This is a genomic window from Enterococcus montenegrensis, from assembly GCF_029983095.1.
Classification (GTDB): Bacteria; Bacillota; Bacilli; order Lactobacillales; family Enterococcaceae; genus Enterococcus_C; species Enterococcus_C montenegrensis.
The window spans coordinates 958,970-976,191 of the sequence record NZ_CP120467.1 but is presented as its reverse complement, the minus strand read 5'-3'; the positions used below and the strand labels follow the sequence as shown (position 1 = coordinate 976,191).

The 17,222-nt window shown below is 35.9% G+C and carries 16 protein-coding genes and 3 pseudogenes; 3 read left to right on the top strand and 16 right to left on the bottom strand.

Features of this window, described 5'->3' with window-relative positions; genetic code table 11:
• Positions 1 to 189: 189 nt before the first annotated feature.
• Complete coding sequence (gene ppdK / locus P3T75_RS04785) at positions 190 to 2,796, bottom strand: pyruvate, phosphate dikinase (protein WP_282462342.1); 2,607 nt, start codon at positions 2,794 to 2,796, stop codon at positions 190 to 192.
• A gap of 190 nt (positions 2,797 to 2,986) precedes the next feature.
• Between ppdK and P3T75_RS04780 the strand changes: the two genes are divergently transcribed.
• Both P3T75_RS04780 and P3T75_RS04775 read left to right on the top strand, forming a co-directional pair.
• Entirely contained in the window at positions 2,987 to 3,601 is a 615-nt protein-coding gene (locus P3T75_RS04780) for a helix-turn-helix transcriptional regulator (protein WP_282462341.1), read from the top strand.
• A gap of 4 nt (positions 3,602 to 3,605) precedes the next feature.
• Positions 3,606 to 4,430, top strand: coding sequence for a pyruvate, water dikinase regulatory protein (locus P3T75_RS04775; RefSeq protein WP_206904710.1), 825 nt, complete (start codon positions 3,606 to 3,608; stop codon positions 4,428 to 4,430).
• An 87-nt stretch (positions 4,431 to 4,517) separates the two neighbouring features.
• Here the strand turns inward: P3T75_RS04775 and P3T75_RS04770 are convergent, their stop codons facing one another.
• From P3T75_RS04770 to P3T75_RS04740, 7 genes are all read right to left on the bottom strand, one after another.
• Positions 4,518 to 4,862: a tRNA-binding protein gene (locus P3T75_RS04770; RefSeq protein ID WP_230709110.1), complete on the bottom strand. Its 345-nt coding sequence runs from the start codon at positions 4,860 to 4,862 to the stop codon at positions 4,518 to 4,520.
• The gene (locus tag P3T75_RS04765) at positions 4,855 to 5,784 is read right to left on the bottom strand and encodes a mechanosensitive ion channel family protein (RefSeq protein WP_282462340.1); all 930 of its coding nucleotides are present in this window, start codon (positions 5,782 to 5,784) and stop codon (positions 4,855 to 4,857) included. The genes P3T75_RS04770 and P3T75_RS04765 overlap by 8 nt, the downstream gene beginning before the upstream one ends.
• A gap of 180 nt (positions 5,785 to 5,964) precedes the next feature.
• Complete coding sequence (locus P3T75_RS04760; protein WP_206904721.1) at positions 5,965 to 6,564, bottom strand: Asp23/Gls24 family envelope stress response protein; 600 nt, start codon at positions 6,562 to 6,564, stop codon at positions 5,965 to 5,967.
• 57 nt (positions 6,565 to 6,621) lie between these two features.
• Positions 6,622 to 6,813 (bottom strand): DUF2273 domain-containing protein, encoded by a 192-nt coding sequence (locus P3T75_RS04755; protein WP_206904723.1) that lies wholly within the window; start codon positions 6,811 to 6,813, stop codon positions 6,622 to 6,624.
• A gap of 11 nt (positions 6,814 to 6,824) precedes the next feature.
• Entirely contained in the window at positions 6,825 to 7,388 is a 564-nt protein-coding gene (amaP, locus tag P3T75_RS04750; protein ID WP_206904737.1) for an alkaline shock response membrane anchor protein AmaP, read from the bottom strand.
• Between the two features lie 14 nt (positions 7,389 to 7,402).
• Positions 7,403 to 7,651, bottom strand: a complete 249-nt coding sequence (locus P3T75_RS04745; protein WP_173103316.1) for a GlsB/YeaQ/YmgE family stress response membrane protein — start codon at positions 7,649 to 7,651, stop codon at positions 7,403 to 7,405.
• Between the two features lie 524 nt (positions 7,652 to 8,175).
• Positions 8,176 to 9,633: a peptide MFS transporter gene (locus P3T75_RS04740; RefSeq protein WP_230709116.1), complete on the bottom strand. Its 1,458-nt coding sequence runs from the start codon at positions 9,631 to 9,633 to the stop codon at positions 8,176 to 8,178.
• Between the two features lie 777 nt (positions 9,634 to 10,410).
• Between P3T75_RS04740 and P3T75_RS04735 the strand changes: the two genes are divergently transcribed.
• Positions 10,411 to 11,019, top strand: coding sequence for a DUF4867 family protein (locus P3T75_RS04735; protein ID WP_282462339.1), 609 nt, complete (start codon positions 10,411 to 10,413; stop codon positions 11,017 to 11,019).
• 86 nt (positions 11,020 to 11,105) lie between these two features.
• Here the strand turns inward: P3T75_RS04735 and P3T75_RS04730 are convergent.
• From P3T75_RS04730 to P3T75_RS04695, 8 genes and pseudogenes are all read right to left on the bottom strand, one after another.
• A pseudogene (locus tag P3T75_RS04730) lies at positions 11,106 to 11,234 on the bottom strand (50S ribosomal protein L19); the annotation flags it as partial.
• A 194-nt stretch (positions 11,235 to 11,428) separates the two neighbouring features.
• Positions 11,429 to 11,962, bottom strand: a pseudogene (locus P3T75_RS04725) (SDR family oxidoreductase); the annotation flags it as partial.
• A 4-nt stretch (positions 11,963 to 11,966) separates the two neighbouring features.
• Positions 11,967 to 12,218 carry an NAD(P)H-binding protein gene (locus tag P3T75_RS04720; protein ID WP_407649832.1) on the bottom strand — a complete coding sequence of 84 codons (252 nt, stop codon included), beginning with the start codon at positions 12,216 to 12,218 and terminating at the stop codon, positions 11,967 to 11,969.
• Positions 12,219 to 12,248: 30 nt separating this feature from the next.
• On the bottom strand, positions 12,249 to 13,205 hold the full coding sequence (locus tag P3T75_RS04715) for an aldo/keto reductase (protein ID WP_282462338.1): 957 nt from the start codon (positions 13,203 to 13,205) through the stop codon (positions 12,249 to 12,251).
• Positions 13,206 to 13,216: 11 nt separating this feature from the next.
• Positions 13,217 to 13,513 carry a YciI family protein gene (locus tag P3T75_RS04710; RefSeq protein ID WP_282462337.1) on the bottom strand — a complete coding sequence of 99 codons (297 nt, stop codon included), beginning with the start codon at positions 13,511 to 13,513 and terminating at the stop codon, positions 13,217 to 13,219.
• A gap of 271 nt (positions 13,514 to 13,784) precedes the next feature.
• Positions 13,785 to 15,050: a flavodoxin gene (locus P3T75_RS04705; protein ID WP_282462336.1), complete on the bottom strand. Its 1,266-nt coding sequence runs from the start codon at positions 15,048 to 15,050 to the stop codon at positions 13,785 to 13,787.
• A 29-nt stretch (positions 15,051 to 15,079) separates the two neighbouring features.
• On the bottom strand, positions 15,080 to 15,283 hold the full coding sequence (locus P3T75_RS04700) for a plastocyanin (RefSeq protein WP_282462335.1): 204 nt from the start codon (positions 15,281 to 15,283) through the stop codon (positions 15,080 to 15,082).
• A 943-nt stretch (positions 15,284 to 16,226) separates the two neighbouring features.
• Positions 16,227 to 17,180: pseudogene (locus P3T75_RS04695) on the bottom strand (tyrosine-type recombinase/integrase); the annotation flags it as partial.
• Positions 17,181 to 17,222: the final 42 nt, after the last annotated feature.

Below are 17,222 nucleotides of genomic sequence, written 5' to 3'. Positions count from 1 at the left end.
CTTCATCTGTCTTTTATTACGACTTATGAAAGCGGATCGAATTTTGAGATTGGGATTTTTTATAAATTATTCTCAATTCCAAAAAGATTCTATGAAAATGTGCGTAAAAAATGGGATACTTTCCTGATAATTAAAAAACCCGCCTCTATAAAAGTGGCGGGTTTGTATTATCTTACGACAGCCTTCAAGCTACAATTTTATAAGTTGTTTTTTATTTGCAATTGCAGCCTTGGCACAAGCGAGACGGGCGTTAGGAATTCGAAATGGTGAACAAGAGACGTAATCCACCGGTAAGGTTTGGATAAAAGCAATAGACGCTGGATCTCCCCCCACCTCTCCGCAAACTCCAACTAACAAAGATTCTTTTTCTTGCTTGCCATTTTTTGAAGCAAAACGCATTAATTTTCCTACGCCTTCTTGGTCTAAATGTTGGAAAGGATCACTTGGCAAAATTTCCTGATGCGTATATGTTGGCAAAAATTTATGGGCATCATCTCTTGAATAACCATAAGTCAGCTGGGTTAAGTCATTTGTCCCAAAACTGAAGAAATCTGCTACTGCTGCTAATTGATCAGCAATCAGGCAAGCTCTAGGAATTTCAATCATCGTTCCAATTTCAAAAGGCAAGTTTGTTCCTGTTTTTTCAAACAAGCCGTTAATAACTTCCTGACAACTGTCCTTTACTATCCTAAATTCTTTGACTGTCCCCACTAAAGGAATCATGATGTGGGGCGTTATGGTAATTTTTTCTTGCGCAGATATTTCAAGTGCCGCCTCCATAATCGCTGCTACTTGCATTTGATAAATCTCCGGACAGGTAATTCCTAGGCGTACACCCCGCAGACCTAACATTGGGTTTACCTCTGCTAAGCTTTTTACTTTGGCGATTACCTCTTGACCATTCAAATTCAACTCTTTGGCGATTGCACGCAATTCTGATCTATCTCGAGGTAAAAATTCATGTAATGGTGGATCCAATAAACGAATTGTACAAGGCAATTTCCCTAAAATTTGATACATTTGACGAAAATCACTTTTTTGCTTTTCCTTGATATACCCTAGTGCTTCATCCATGCGAGAACGATCGTCAGCTAATATTAATTGCCGCATCATCTTGAGGCGTTCTTTTTGGAAAAACATGTGCTCGGTGCGTGCTAAACCAATTCCTTTTGCTCCTTTTAAAAGTGCCTCTTTTATTTCTCGCGGTGTTTCAGCATTCCCATAGACAGCCATTGTGGTATGGGCATCACAGATTTTCAAAACTTTTTCTAAAACCGCTGAAGTTTCGGCCTCATTTAAAGCCAGTTGACCTAAATAAATACGACCGCTGCTACCATCTACTGAAATAAAATCACCTGTTTTTAAAATCCCATCGGTAAAGTTAGCAACCCCTTTTTCTTCATCGACTTGCAAGTCTTCACACCCTACAACACAGCATACTCCCATTCCTCTAGCGACAACTGCTGCATGAGAAGTCATTCCGCCACGAGCTGTGACGATAGCCTCACTGACACTCATACCTTCAATATCTTCTGGGGAAGTTTCATTACGGACTAGAATTACCTGGCTGCCTTTATCAGACATTTCTTTTGCGGCTTTCGCGGTAAAAGCCACTTGACCCACCGCAGCTCCTGGACTTGCCGGTAAACCGCGAACAATTGCTGCTTTCTTTTTAGCATCATTGGTAAAACTTGGATGCATCAATTGCGCAATCATTTCTTCATCAAGGCGATTAATCAATGTTTCTTCACTGATTACGCCTTCTTTCATTAAATCGTAGGCGATTGCAACTGCCGCTTGGGGTGTGCGTTTACCATTGCGAGTTTGCAGCATATACAATTTTCCTGCTTCAATCGTAAATTCAACATCTTGCATGTCGCAATAATGCTTTTCAAGTTGCATAGCAATTTCAATTAATTCAGCGTATACATCTGGCATTTTTTCTTGGAGCGTACAAATTGGTTCGGGGGTTTTAATTCCTGCGACGATGTCTTCTCCTTGCGCTTTTAGTAAGTACTCCCCATATACGCCTTTTTCTCCTGTGGCGGGATTGCGGGTAAACATCACCCCAGTTCCAGAATTTTCAGAGTAATTACCAAAAACCATTTGTTGAATGGTAACCGCAGTGCCTAAATTATCCGAGATATTGTGAATACGACGATATACCTTGGCGCGTTGATTATTCCAACTGGAAAAAACTGCCTCCACGGCAATTTGTAATTGTTCAAAGGCATCTTGAGGAAATTTTCGCCCTGTTGCATGCGCAAAAATCTTTTGGTAATTCGAGATAATAGTTTCCCAATCTGACTTTTCTTTTGTCCCAGTTGGAATTGCTCCAAAATTTTCAGCTGGAATATTATACACAACATCAGCAAACATTTGAATGAAGCGACAGTAGCACTGAAAAGCAAAATCTTTATTTTGGGTAATTTCAGCTAGTGCATAAACTGTCTCATCATTTAACCCCAAATTCAAAATTGTATCCATCATTCCTGGCATCGAATATTTCGCACCACTACGAACCGATACTAGCAACGGATTAACACCTATACCAAAACTTTTATTCGTTAGCGTTTCCAATTCTTTTACTTGAAAATTAATTTCAGCTATCAAGCCTTTTGATAGTGTTTTTTCTTCTTGAGCTAAATAATTTTTACATGCATCTGTACTAACAATAAATCCATTTGGCACTGGTAAATCAAGATTTGTCATTTCACATAAATTAGCGCCTTTGCCGCCCAAAAGATCCTTCCATTCTTTTTTACCTTCTTGAAAACGATACGTTAATTTAGTCACACCATTACCTCCAAAGTGATATACTATTTAATATAAAACGACTATACCTTTGGAAATATATTTTGTCAACAAAAATATGTGATATACTGTTAATTAATTTAGTTACACTATATAATTATAATGTGTCACACCTGCATAAAAAGTGATAAAATCAAAAGATAGTATTTTATAAAAGATTGGAGGGATTGTGGTGGAATTATCTCAGCGACAATTAGCAATCACTGAAATCGTAAAGAAAAACCAACCAATCAGCGGAGAAAAAATTGCTGAAATTCTTGGTCTATCTCGTGCCACCTTACGAAATGATTTTTCCATTTTGACTATGACAGGTGTTTTGCAAGCACGTCCAAAAGTTGGCTATGTTTATGCTGGACCAATAAACCAGAGTGAAACCTTGGAGGAATTACTCGCGGTACCTGTGAGAGAAATTATGATTCCCCCTTTAAATATTTCACAAGAAAGTACGATTTACGATGGAATTACCACCCTTTTCATGTACGATGTCGGTTCCTTATATGTAGTAAACGATGCCCACGAATTAGTCGGTTTATTGTCCCGCAAAGATTTATTACGGGCCTCATTAAATAAGATGATTGATAAGACACCCGTAACAGTGGTCATGACGCGACTCCCGCAAATTAGTACTTGTTTTGAAGATGATCTGCTTTTAACTGCTGCAGAAAAATTGCGCACACTGCACGTTGACTCGCTACCGGTACTAAAAAAAAGCAATCCCAAAGTTGCTGTAGGTAAAATTACCAAAACCCGTATTCACGATTATCTAATTGAAAATATAAAGGAGTAAGCCGATGGAAAAGTTATCGATTGTAGTTATTTCAGATGTCTCAGGTGATGCTGCCCAAGTTTTAGCCAATGCTGCCGCCGGACAGTTTCGCGGAAAAGATATTGATTTGAAACGTTATCCTTTAGTTCGTGATAAACAAACGCTAAAGGAAATTTTAGCAGAAGCAAAAGAAAATAAGAGTGCAGTCCTGACTACTTTTATTCAAGATGAGTTAGCTAATGAAGTCAAAAGCTTTTGTCAGGAAAATAATCTACAACATCAAGAGCTTTTAAACTCCATTTTGCACATGTTCGAAACCTTGACAGATACAGCACCAATCAGCGACCCTTCGACGGTTAGTCAATTAAACGATCAATATTATTATCGAATGAATGCCATTAACTTTGCTTCTCGTTATGATGATGGTAAAGATCCCAAAGGCTTTTTAAAAGCAGACTTAATTATTCTAGGGCCTTCTCGAACGTCAAAAACACCACTTTCCATGTATTTGGCCAACCAGTCGATTAAAGTTGCCAATTTGCCCCTAATTCCAGAAGTGAGTTTACCGCAAGAATTAGAACAAGTCCCTAAAGAAAAGATTGTTGGCTTAATGGCCGATCCCCAATATATAAAAAAATTCCGTCACTCTCGACTTTATGCCTTGGGTCTTACCAATGGTAGCAGTTATACCGACGAAACCCGTATTCAAAACGAGATGCGCTATGCAAAAGAACTGTACCAAAGATATGGTATCCAATCATTTGATGTCACAAATCGCTCAATCGAAGAAACGGCTGGTTTAATTTTGGAGACTCACCCACATTTAGCCAGTCTTGGGAGCAAACTTTAAAATCACGCTAAAAATAAAGAGGATAAATTAAAATGCCAGTTTGACCTGATGCCTTTTAATTTATCCTCTTTATTAGTAAAACTGTATTCAACCAGCAATTGTACCATTGGGAACTTCTTTTTCTGGTATTGCTAAAACCGGCGTAATTTTATTGGTATAGCCTATATCAAAAAGCATCCCATGGGATTCAATCCCAAACATCAGCTTGGGTGCCAAATTAACGACAAATAATGCCTGCTTGCCTTCAATTTCTGCTTGGGGATTTTCTCGTTCTTTTTTCATCCCCACTAAAATGGTTCGTTGGAATTCACCGAAGTCTACCACTAAACCCACTAACTTATCAGAGGCAGTAATATCAAAAACTTTAACAATTTTCCCTACACGGATATCTATCTTGTCTAAATCTTTCATCGTAATCGTTGGTTTAACCATTTGTATTCTCTCCTTGGGTAAAATAGATTCTTCTACCAGCCATTTCAATTTTTTCAGTCTGAAATGCTTGTAATATTTCTTGGTGCAATTGTGTTGCGACGTAAGTACCCTCTGTATAGTAGACAATATAGCGAACTTTTAATACAATTCCGTCTTTTGTGACATCAACAATTTGAACTGGTTTTAATTCACCGTCAAACAACTGCATTTTTTTCATTACAGCTTTTTTAAACAGCTCATCTGCTAAGTATTCTTTTTCAAAATTTTCATAATAGTTTAAAAGAGATGCAGCTATAATTTTTTGTGCCAGTTGCCAATTACTTTCAAAAGCCAAATTGTAGCTGATTTCTTTCCAGACAAAAGGCGTCATCTCATTATAATTGTAAACTGCTTCTGTCAAAATTTTACTATTGGGAATTTTGACAGTTCGGCCTGTAGGGGCTTCTGCGTCAAACCAATGACTAATTTCCATGAGTGTAAAATATAAGATGCCAACAGAGATGATTTCACCTTTAACGTTACCAATTTCAATTCGATCATACATTCTAAAGTGATGCTTATTCACAATTAAAAACCAACCGGCCACATTACTGATTAATCCTTTAATCGCCAACGAAAGAACTAGACCAATAAAAATCAGTACAATTAATAATGTATCCAACGCATTTAACCACAGGCGCGTTAAGCTAATTAAAAATAAAAAACGCAATAAAAAACGTGTAATTGTTCCCACGATATTTAACGTTTTGACATCTTCAATAATTTTGCGCCAAAGCTGATGAAAAAGCCACTCCAAACCGATTAACAGTAGTAATAAGACGACTGACATGCCAATTTTACCACTGAACTCATTTGGATCTTGAATATTATTCATCATTTCTTCTAAAATTTTATCCCAAAAATTTTCTGTCGACTCCCCCATCACGGCTCTCCTTTTTTATGCCTTTCTTTTATGTTACGCCAAATGAGAACGTTAAACAAATATTAACTTGACGAGCATATAAATAAAGCCTTCATGCTTTATCTTGTAAAAACAAAAAAAACGACAAATCAGAAGTATAAAACTTGCTGATTTGTCGGATTAATTTAAAAAGGTAAGTCGCTACTCTACCCGTGGTTCTCTTGCTTGTTGTACATTTTCTTTCACGTCTTGCGCGCCATCACTGACTTTATCTCCGGCTTTGCCTAAAGCATTTTTTGCTTTTTCAGTTTGTTTAGAAGCAAATTCACCTGTAGCAGATGCAGCGTCAGATAGCTGATCTTGAACAGTAACAGAATCTTTTTCATATTGTTCTTTTGATTTCACATCGACAACGTCAACGTTAACTTCAATAACATCTAATCCTGTCATATTTTTCACTTCACGGGCAACGACTTCTTTGATTTGATTGTAGATAGAAGTAATGTCTTTGCCATATTCAGCTACAATGGAAAGATCTACTGCCACTTGTTTTTTACCAACTTCAACATCAATGCCAGAAGTTGGGTTGTCTGTATTCACTAATTTACCAGCAATATTAGAGAAGAAACCACCATCTACTGTTAGTAAACCGCTGATTTCATCAAGAGCGATACCGATGATTTTTTCAACAACTTTGTCATCAAAAGTCAATTCACCTTTAATCCCCTCAGCTTTTGGTACTGGTGGTTTTGGTGGTACCGGTTTTGTTTCTGGTTTCATACCTGGTGTTTTGTTTTCCATGTTAAATTCCTCCTAAATATTTGTTAACCGAACTTGCGGTTTAATCACTTAAATTTTTTAACGCTTTGAGCGGAATTGCTCAAAAAAACCAATTGATTGCAGATAAAAACCCAAATATAAGCCAATTGCAGTAAATATTACTAACAATAATGTCTTTAAAATACCAATCGTAAGAATTAATATTGCCAGTAATAAACCAAGGGCTCCACAAATCAAAGGATATTTATATTGTGCTGCTAATTCTTTCATCATTATCCCTCCTATAGAACTCTTGGCTCATCGTTTTCGTGTTTTTGATCACGAAAATCTTTGAAAATTACATCCGTTACGATTTCCTGTTTGGCACCAAATAATTGGTTTAAATCGGTCTTGATTTTATCTGCAAGCGCTTGTTGTCTTTGTGTAGTCTGAAAGACTTTGCGCATTTGACCACTAACGTAGATTTTAATTTTCTTTTTCTTAATCACAGCTTTAACTGATGGATTAGCAATAAAAGGTTCCTCTTTGACTGCTGTTAATACGTAGCTTTCGATTGCCTTTTTTTGGATTGTCAACGTTCCATTTTCAGTGTTAATTTCCAATTCATTACTAACTTTAGGAAAGAAAATAATCACAAAAATACTAATAATCAGCAAAATTAACAAACCTGCTGCCGACCAAAATAAAAATTGCCCCATGGCATCACCAATAAGTGGATACGTTGTAAAAGGGCGTAGTACAAAAGACCAGCCTGCCACATATTGTGTTGTAATCAAAGTGTGAAAAAGGGGAAAGAATAAGAAAAAGATTACTAAAAGTAAAACTACCTTTGTACTTTTTCGCATACAATCACTTCCTTTTAGGCTGCTTTTTTACCGACAAAAAATGATACGACCGCAACTAAGATAACTGCACCAATTAAAGATGGAAAAATTGCCATTCCTCCGATTACAGGACCCCATGTGCCAAATAGAGCTTGACCAATTGATGAGCCAATTAATCCTGCTAGTACATTTAAAATTAGTCCCATTGAAGAACCTTTATTTGTAATTGCACCAGCAATCGCTCCAATTACACCACCAACAATTAACGACCAAATAAATCCCATGATATACCCCTCCTTTTTAAAAGAATTTCAAACGTTTACTTTTTGTTAACTTCTATAAAAATCATAGCATTTTCTGAAAAAAAGCTTAAACAAAGTGTATCTAAGAAAAAGTGCTTTCATAATAAAAAAACAAAAAAATATTGAAGAAAAATGATATAAAACAAATAATATTGAATTAAAAAGGTTCCTTTATTCCTATCAAGCTACTGTTTGTCAACGTATTAAGAAATTATTAAAGAGTTAATTAAATAGCTTTTCTTTTAGGAAAACAGAAATTTTCACGTAATAAAAAAACAGCAATAAATATTAAGAATTTCTTAAGGAAAATTTCCTTCTCAGCCCCTTTTTGGAAAAACAAATAGCTGTAAAGCTAGTATTTAAATAAAAAAAGCACATTGCCAGCCTCTTTAAAGAAACTGACAACGTACTTTTGTAAATCGATAAGAAAGGATAAGTTTATCACAAGTAAAAATGGTGATTTAAATACTTTTGCTCTAAGTTATGGGATTTCTTCAGTCTTTTTATTAATGAATATTACCAATCAACCGACGAATTGGTTTTTTAGCACAATAAAGTAGGATTCCTACAACAACGGCTACCCCACCAACAATCGCAAAGTAACTTCCTTCTGTGCTAGGTGAATAAAAACGGGTTATTTGCGCATTGATTGCTTGTGAAGAAGCATCTGCTAATAACCAAATAGCCAAGGTCTGCGCTTCAAAAGCTTTTGGCGCTAATTTGGTCGTGACAGACAAGCCCACCGGTGAAAGGCACATCTCACCGGCAATCATAATAAAGAAACTCCCTACTAACCACATTGGGCTTACTTTATGATCAACGCCGAAAATTAAGCTTGGAAACATCAACAATACAAAGGAAAGCCCTGCTAAGATCAAGCCAATCGCAAATTTCACTTCTGTAGTTGGCTGTTTTTTACCTAACTTTGTCCATAGAGCGACAAAAACTGGCGTCAACAATACGACGAACAACGGATTTAAGGTTTGGTATAGACTAGCCGGAATCGCGATGCCAAAAATGGTAGATTGGGTACGATCCGCCGCAAAAAGTGCCAATATTGATGAGCCTTGTTCTTCTAGTGACCAAAAAACTATCGCGGATAAAAACAATGGGATATAGGCTAAAACTTTTTTCTTTTCATCAGCGGTAACGTCTTTTGAACGTAACATCGTCGTAAAGTAATAGACCGGCAGCAATATTCCTAAAACACTAATACTGTCAATAAAGAAATCAACATCCAAACGGTTGAAAATAAACGCTCCACCAAAAAGGATGCCAACTAAAATTACAGCCACAACCAAATTGCGGAAAAATTTGGTCCGTTCGGCGCCGACTAATGGATTGGCAACGTTAACGCCAATATTTGCTAAAGTTTTGCGTCCTTGGATACGGTACTGGACTAAACCAAAGAACATCCCCACTGCTGCAATTGAAAAACCTAAGTGGTAGTTAACATTTTGTCCTAGCGTCCCCACCACAAGCGGGGCGATCAGACTACCGATATTAATCCCCATATAAAAAATGGAAAATGCTGTATCGCGGCGTAAATCCTCTTTGGAGTAAAGATGGCCCACCATACCGGAAACATTTGATTTGAGCATCCCGGTGCCAATCACAATTAAAATCATCGAAATAAAAAGTGCTGCTAAACCAAAAGGCGTTGCTAAGACAAGATGACCAAACATAATAAAAATACCGCCATAAAATACTGTCTTGTGGGATCCCAACAATCGATCAGAGATCCAGCCTCCCACGATACTCGACATATAAACTAACGAACCATAAATCGACATGATAGCAACTGCAGTTGATTTAGGCAAACCCAAGCCGCCATTTGTAACGGCATCATACATATAATAAAGTAGAATTGCGCGCATACCGTAGTAGCTAAATCGTTCCCACATTTCAGTGAAAAACAATGTCGCTAGCCCTCGCGGTTGCCCCATAAAAGTTTTTTCTTCCATAAAAAAGCCCCTTTTGCTTCATTTTTTAAAATAAAGAAATTTTTCTGAAAATTCACAGGGACTAGTTTATTCTTTTCACTTATAAAATTCAAGAATAATTAACTGAGAGAATTTTGGGGAAAGTACTATTTTTTTTAACCACAATTAAAAATTCATTTTCAAGATAAAGCGGGTTATTTTTAAATCAGGCTTTTATAATCTTTTTCATGAGATAAAGGTTGGTTTTTTCACATTAATCAATTTGCTAAAAGCGCAGTGAGCTTCATAAATTAAGCCGATTTGAAAATTTTTTCTTAACTAGTTGATTACTTATTTCTTCATCAATCGTTGCAATCATTGCAATCAATTTTTCTTTTGAAAAAGTGTTAAGCGTTTCTGTTCTTTAATTACAGATCGAACCTACCCACAAAGTACCGGTAAGATACCTAGTATCACCACAGTTTCTGTACGCATACTATTAGATAAAGCCGCAGTGACAAAATAAACCATAAATTTATTAAAAAATACGTTATCTGGCAAAGAAACGATGAATCTATTATAAAAAGTGAGTATCCCGTGGAATGGTGAATGACAAACAGAATGATCAATTGTTTATCATTTAGATGATTTTACTGTCGATCTTGTTAACGATATGAATTATAAAAATCTTCATCATTTTTCAGAAAACAGCAATTAAACAAACACTTCACACACTATATTCAAACCAAAAAAAACAAAATAATGCAAATACAAACAAAAAGTAGTAAAATAAAAATGAAAAAAGAAAGGGGTTACGAAATGAAAACAGTAAAAGATTCATCTTTCAAATCTTATGGCCGCGTTATCACAGAACATGATTTCAGCAACATGATTCAAGCAATGGAAGAAAAGAACATGATTGGTGTACCAGAATCTGGTAATCAATATATCGCATCAGTACCAGCTATTGAAGCATTGCCAGAATTTGATTGGGTTAGAAAAAATATTTTTGCTGGCCTATCGATTCAATTTGGTTCTGGAGCCGGTCACAACCACGCCATTACCGCAATTGAATTTCATCAAGGCAGTGAAGTCATCGTCGCTGTAACCGATGCGCTATTAGTTGTTGGGCATCGTTATGACATTGTCAACAATACTTACGACGCCCAATTAATGGAAAGTTTTTTATTAGAAAAAGGAACTGCAATTGAGCTATTTGGCACAACCTTGCACTACAGTCCAATTGAAACAAACAAAACGGGTTATAAACAGGCCATCGCCCTAATCAAAGGCACCAACACTCCACTAACAGAAGAGGTGGACAACCCATTAGTTAAAGTCACCAATAAATTCATGTTAGTCCATGAATCACGTAAAGATAAAATTTCCGACGGCTTTTTGGTTGGATTAATTGATAAACGAATTTAGACTTATTTGAAATACGAGTATAAAAAGTTTGTTACCACTAACTTTTTATACTCGTATTCTTTTGTGTATTTAAAAATGTCTTTTATTTAGCTAAGTAAAGGATTAATAATAGGGACTAACAAAGTAAAAAAAGAACCCTTATAGAATAAGGGTTCTATACGAGCAGCTTTCCCGTGTAAAGCGCGCAAGTAGTACAATTTCGCACGACGAACTTTACAGAAGAATCATTATCTTTTTTGAGATCATCGCGTCCACCATTGAAAGAATTGACTGTTCCATCTTGAAGGACTTGTAATACATTTCTGAAATCAATATTTTTGGGGATAACAAAAAAATCCGCTAAGACTGTTGGACTTAAACAATCTTGCGGATTCATAATCATAACTTTATGAAAAATAATTTGAATTTATTACCAAGGCTGTTTAGTTGGTCCAACAGTAAACTCATTAACATTCGTATCTTCTGGTTGATCAATGGCGAATGCAACGATACTTGCAATACTTTCTGGCCCAATCTGATATTTTTCATACGTTGCAGACATTCCTTTTTCAGTTTCGGTATCCGTAATGGTATCCAATAACTCTGTTTGAATTGCTGCAGGATAAATTGTTGCCGTCCGAATATTCGAACCTTCTTGAGCAGACTCCATGCGCAATACTTCCATTAAATCACGTACTGCCCACTTTGTAGCGCCATAAACTGCTCCGCCCGGATAAGCTTTTAGACCCGCGACTGATGATGTGGTAATAACATGACCTGATTTTTGTTCTTTAAAAGTTGGAAGCACTGAAGCAATTCCATTTAAAACACCTTTCAAATTGACATCGACCATACGATTCCACTCATCTGTCTTTAGCTCTGATAATGGTGAGTTCGGCATTAAGCCTGCATTTAAGAAAATCACATCGATTTTGCCAAAGGTATCCTTTGCCAATTTTACAAGCGCATTATTGTTCGTCTAAATCAACACCACCTAGATTTGAATAAACAATATCAACATTTTTCATGGCTTCAAGTAATATTGGCGTGTCATAGATATCTCCGTCAACTAATTGTACGCGATTATTATTTTTATATTGACTTAGACGATCTGCATTTCTTAAAAATAAAACCAATTGATGATCCGTTTCATTTAATAGCTTTTCTGTAACTAATCGTGCCATCGCACCATTTGCACCGAGAATCATAATTTTACTCATTGATTATTCCTCCTATTATTGCCTACTTATTTATTCATTCATATCTTTTTCCCATTCACGAATGGTACTCACTCGTGTTTCTGAAGCTAATTTTTCTAGTTTATTGATTTCTTCAATCTGTAAGGAAATGGTTGTCGCAAAAGCAGCGTCCACTACTTGATCCACTTTAGTAACTCCAATAATTGGAATAGTCCCTTTTCCTATTGCCCAAGCAGTAGCGATTTGTGCGACAGTTGCCTGATGTTCTGCAGCAATTTTTTTCATCTCACTTATCAATGGAGTTAATGACGTCATAAAAGGATTATATGACTTTGCTCTTTCGCTACCTTCTGGAAATAAATGATCTCTGTCATATTTTCCTGATAGTGCGCCTTGTTCTAAAACCATGTAAGAAAAGAATGCAATATCGTTTTCCTTGCAGTAATCAATTATTCCCGCTTCCTCAGATGAACGATTTAAAAGACTAAAGTGATTTTGGATGGCCGATAATTTCAACCCTTCATTTTCTAAAATTTCTTTCGCCATTTTAATCTCATCTAGATTATGGTTAGAGACGCCAATGAATTTAATTTTACCAGCCTTTGCTAAAGGAGTGATTTGCGGCGTCCAACGCTTTACATCTGCTGGATTATGAATCCAATAAATATCTGCATAATCTGTCCCTAAGCGCTCCATACTTTCAGCAAACATATGTGTAACAGCCTCAGATGTTTCATCCGCAATTTGTGGTGTAAATTTAGTTGAAAGAATCCAATCTTTCCGAAGAATATCTTTTGTAAGTTCTCCTAAAATCTGTTCAGAAGCCCCCATCCCATAAACAGCTGCGGTATCCCATAAATTTAGTCCTTCAGCCATTGCTTTCTGAAAAACAGGACGAAAATCTTCAACTGTATACTCATTTCCAAAATAACCATTTTTTGTATCCCCCCAAGCCCATGCACCTAAAGCAATTTGAGGTAGTTTCAATTTATCTTGTATTGTTGTCATTTCTTTTCCTCCTATTTACCTTCAAACATAGTAATGTTTTTAGATATTCTAGATGGCACATATTCGTTTACCTCATAAGTAGCATCGTTGGGAAAGTAAACATCTTCTGAAAGAATTTGATCTAATTCTTCACGATTTTTAACTTGTGCAAGAATAACTCCCGATAGTTCATATGTTTTTGATGGTCCAACCATCAAAAATTTTCCTTCATCAAAATATTTTCCAAACCAGTTTTGGTGTTCCTTCAAATGTTCTGCTGCTGATGGATCCGAAGGTTTTTCCTTGATAGAAACATTGATTAAATACATCTTTTTTCTCCTTTTTCTTCTGCTTTCAACAGTTGATTTCTTCTTCTGCTATTCATTCTAAGACTTAACCTTTAGATTAAGTCAACCTATAAGGCTCAATAGAATATACATTGATTTTTTAAAGAGATTCATTTTTTTCTATTGACTTAACCTTGACCTTAAGTGCTAGAGTGACCATACAGTGATACAACTATTGGAGAAGAAAGCGGCAAAAATGGTCAGAGAAATTATTTTCTCATTCATCACCACTGTTTTATTCGCAGTTTTTGTATCAAAAAAGTTTATTATAAAAAATAAAGTGAGGAATGAATATGAAAAAGATCATTGAACAACAACATTTTACTGGTGAGCGTTCTTTCTCTTGATAATATGGATGGATTTCATTTTGAACTAAGGCGGGAGTTGTTTCAACTTGAGGCAAAAATTCTTCCAATTCTTCTACATACCAATTAGATAATCCTATTGAACGAATTTTCTTGTCCTTTACAGCTTTTTCCATTGCTTTATATGCTTTAACGTCACCCTCTCCTGGATGATGTAAAAGCATCAAATCAACGTAGCCAATGTTTAATTTCCCCATTGCTTCATCGATTGCTTGATTCGCTTTATCAAATTGACTAGGATAAATTTTAGTGATGACAAAAATTTCTTCACGCGGAATACCTGATTTACGAATTGCATTACCAACGGCTTCCTCATTACGATACATATAAGCTGTATCAATCAGACGAACACCACTCTCCAATGCAGACAAAATTGCATCTTCACATTCTTCGTTTTCTAAGCTGTAAGTTCCAATTCCAGCTACTGGCATTTTGTAGCCGCTATTTAAAGTGATAGATGAAGCATTTCCATTTTTGCCATGCTCTAGATTAAAGTTACTAATATCCGTAACTTGACTTGTCTTCTTAGGTATATTTAGCTTTGAGAACCATGTTTTAAGTTCTTTAGTTGAAACATTTTTATCAAAACGTTTTCCAGATAACCAATTCGTCTGATCATTTGTAATGCTCTCAAGCTCCTCGCCACTTGAACCGATTCCACTACCTCCCGACGTACATAGAGGAACGATGGTTTTCCCTGTAAAATCATAACTCTCCAAAAAAGTATAAATCACTTTTGGGGCACTCCCCCACCAGATTGGATATGCTAAGAAAATGACATTATATTGCGAGACATCATTCAATTGACTAGATAATTTTGGCCGTGAATTTGGGTCATTCTGCTCAATACTAGATCGTGACTTTGGATCATTGTACTCTAAATCGGTTGCCGTATAATTCTCTTCTGGTTGAATCTCATGAATATCAGCTGATAACGTTTCAGCTAAGCGATTAGCAACAGTTTTCGTATTGTTTGTACAAGAAAAATACGCGACTAAATATTTATCTTCTTTTCCTCTCTCTCTTTTTGTCCTTTTTGCTGTTCCAATTTTCATGTCTTCATTTTCCCCTCCTATTTTTGAGATTTCACTACCACAACTACCTAGCATTACAAGACACAAAATACTTGATACTAATAGTATTACCTTCTTCATAGCTTCGCTCCTTCATCATCTTTTTCTTATCAACTTAGGGAATCTTCATACGAATTAATAGCAATCTCCAATCGGATTAACCCATCCAAAAGCGGATTCTTAGGTGTTGCAAAATTCAAACATATAAAACCTCTACCATTTCTTACGATCATACTGCCTTTTGAAACGATTAATTTTGTCTTTTCACGAATAAAATCAGTATATTTCGCATTATTCACTGTTAATGCAGCCACTGCGGTAGTATTAGCAAAAAAGTTTGGTTCGGCCACTTCGTCTGCATTGATGCCCTTTTTTATTAATTGTCGCAGTATTCACTTTTCACGATAGTTACTGAGATTTTTAAGCCAGCAAAAATGATGCTTTGCTTGATGTAAGACACATAACTATTTATTCTGAAATAGGATGTTTATAGGTGATCGCTCAAAGTCCATATCTGCCCCACACTGGTAATACATTTCTATTTAAAGGAATCTATTTTGCGCCTGACTACTAATCCATCAAAAACAGACAAATTTCATCGCCTACTTGACTAATAGCATATTCCTTAACCTGAACATTAAGTCAAGAGGATTTGAAAAGAACAGATTATCATACAATCAAATCATCTTTAGAAGATTTTAATTCAATAAAATTTTTTCAAATGGAAAACTTATACTGTAAAAATAAAATTCAAAAAAAGTTTAGTTAGCAGTCTTGAAATACTTTTAGTTTTATGTCGAAATATTTTCTAATGAGCCCTTTACGCGAATTTCTAACAATTTAGAAATAGAGAATTTTGAACTTCAACTAAAAAATTCAATAAAAATGTAGGAGGAAAAAAACTCAAATTTTTTCTCACTTTGTATTTCTTTGAAAATGTTGTCAGATCATTCCAGATTGTTTTTTACCTTTTTGACTGCGTATGTAGTCAAAAGCGGAAACCTTGAGGAAATCTGGAATAAAAAAAATTTATACTAAAAGAGAGTAAAAAAAAAGCCCTTGATAGACAAGGACTTCTCACATTCGAAATTTGATAGACAGAATTTTGCTTTCTTATCTTCTGATTTCTTTGATACTTGTGAAAAGTCGCTAAAGCATTACTATATAACGATTTTTATTCCCTTTGACTACACTTTGACTACTTTATTAAAAATTGGTCTTTTAGGAATCCTATAATACCAGTGTTTTCACCGTGTTTTAGTCTTCCAAAGAACGAAATGCAAGTAATGGTTTTACCTTTTCATTATTAGTCAAATGACGGTAGATTTTTGAAGTCGTTTTGTCCGTATGACCTAATCGATCCTTCAAGACATCCCAACTACAATACTCGGCTACTAGACTAGCCATTGTGTGGCGAGCTAAGTGAGTATGGAATGACTTTCCAATCCCTGACCGCTCCACGCACCGCTTAACGTGATCATTTACATATTCCCTGCGATAAGGCACCCCACGTTTACTAGCATCTAGATAAACAAATAAATAAGTCCCATCCACAATAAAGCGATGATGCCCTCTCATCTCAGCTAAAGCACGAATCAATTGCTTTAGTTTTTCCATCGCCAATGGTGTTACCGGCACTCGTCTAGCAGAACTAACTGTCTTAGTAGTTTCAATACGAAACTCTTTACTCTTTCCTTTAACCGCTGTCTGTTTATAAAAGAGAATTTCATTTCTTTGAAAATCAATATCTTCTGGTTGCAAAGCAAGTGCCTCACTAACGCGACAGCCTGTATAGAATAGAACATGAAAGAGAACTGACATAGGTAATTCTTCATGGACAATGCCATAGTTCAAGAACGTCCTCAACTCATCTACCGTCAAAAACTTATCTTCTACATTGTTGACAGCTTCTTTTAAATCCCGAACGGTTACTTGATACTTATAAAGAAGTAACTCTCTGACTTCTTGCATTTCCGTAATCTTTTGATCCAGTTCTTCTAATTGATCAAACAAAATCTGTTTTTGAGATTCTTCCACATCTTGTTTTCCTCGCAATTGAGCTAAATTGGCAAACTCAATGAGAGACTCCACCGATAAACCGGCATTCCGCAAGTTTTTGGCTAGATAAATCCAGTTTAGATCATTAGTGGAATACTCACGATAACCACTTTTGTTACGATGAACTGGGGGAATCACCCCAACCCGTTCATAGTAGCGTAACGTATCCACACTTAAATCAAACATCTCTGCGGC

What these genes read in the sequence shown, in the direction of transcription:
- P3T75_RS04775 (WP_206904710.1), top strand. Translation starts at nt 3,606, where the DNA reads ATGGAAAAGTTATCGATTGTAGTTATTTCAGATGTCTCAGGTGATGCT.
- P3T75_RS04770 (WP_230709110.1), bottom strand. Translation starts at nt 4,862, where the DNA reads ATGGTTAAACCAACGATTACGATGAAAGATTTAGACAAGATAGATATC.
- P3T75_RS04765 (WP_282462340.1), bottom strand. Translation starts at nt 5,784, where the DNA reads ATGGGGGAGTCGACAGAAAATTTTTGGGATAAAATTTTAGAAGAAATG.
- P3T75_RS04760 (WP_206904721.1), bottom strand. Translation starts at nt 6,564, where the DNA reads ATGGAAAACAAAACACCAGGTATGAAACCAGAAACAAAACCGGTACCA.
- P3T75_RS04755 (WP_206904723.1), bottom strand. Translation starts at nt 6,813, where the DNA reads ATGAAAGAATTAGCAGCACAATATAAATATCCTTTGATTTGTGGAGCC.
- amaP (WP_206904737.1), bottom strand. Translation starts at nt 7,388, where the DNA reads ATGCGAAAAAGTACAAAGGTAGTTTTACTTTTAGTAATCTTTTTCTTA.
- P3T75_RS04745 (WP_173103316.1), bottom strand. Translation starts at nt 7,651, where the DNA reads ATGGGATTTATTTGGTCGTTAATTGTTGGTGGTGTAATTGGAGCGATT.
- P3T75_RS04740 (WP_230709116.1), bottom strand. Translation starts at nt 9,633, where the DNA reads ATGGAAGAAAAAACTTTTATGGGGCAACCGCGAGGGCTAGCGACATTG.
- P3T75_RS04735 (WP_282462339.1), top strand. Translation starts at nt 10,411, where the DNA reads ATGAAAACAGTAAAAGATTCATCTTTCAAATCTTATGGCCGCGTTATC.
- P3T75_RS04720 (WP_407649832.1), bottom strand. Translation starts at nt 12,218, where the DNA reads ATGAGTAAAATTATGATTCTCGGTGCAAATGGTGCGATGGCACGATTA.
- P3T75_RS04715 (WP_282462338.1), bottom strand. Translation starts at nt 13,205, where the DNA reads ATGACAACAATACAAGATAAATTGAAACTACCTCAAATTGCTTTAGGT.
- P3T75_RS04710 (WP_282462337.1), bottom strand. Translation starts at nt 13,513, where the DNA reads ATGTATTTAATCAATGTTTCTATCAAGGAAAAACCTTCGGATCCATCA.
- P3T75_RS04705 (WP_282462336.1), bottom strand. Translation starts at nt 15,050, where the DNA reads ATGAAGAAGGTAATACTATTAGTATCAAGTATTTTGTGTCTTGTAATG.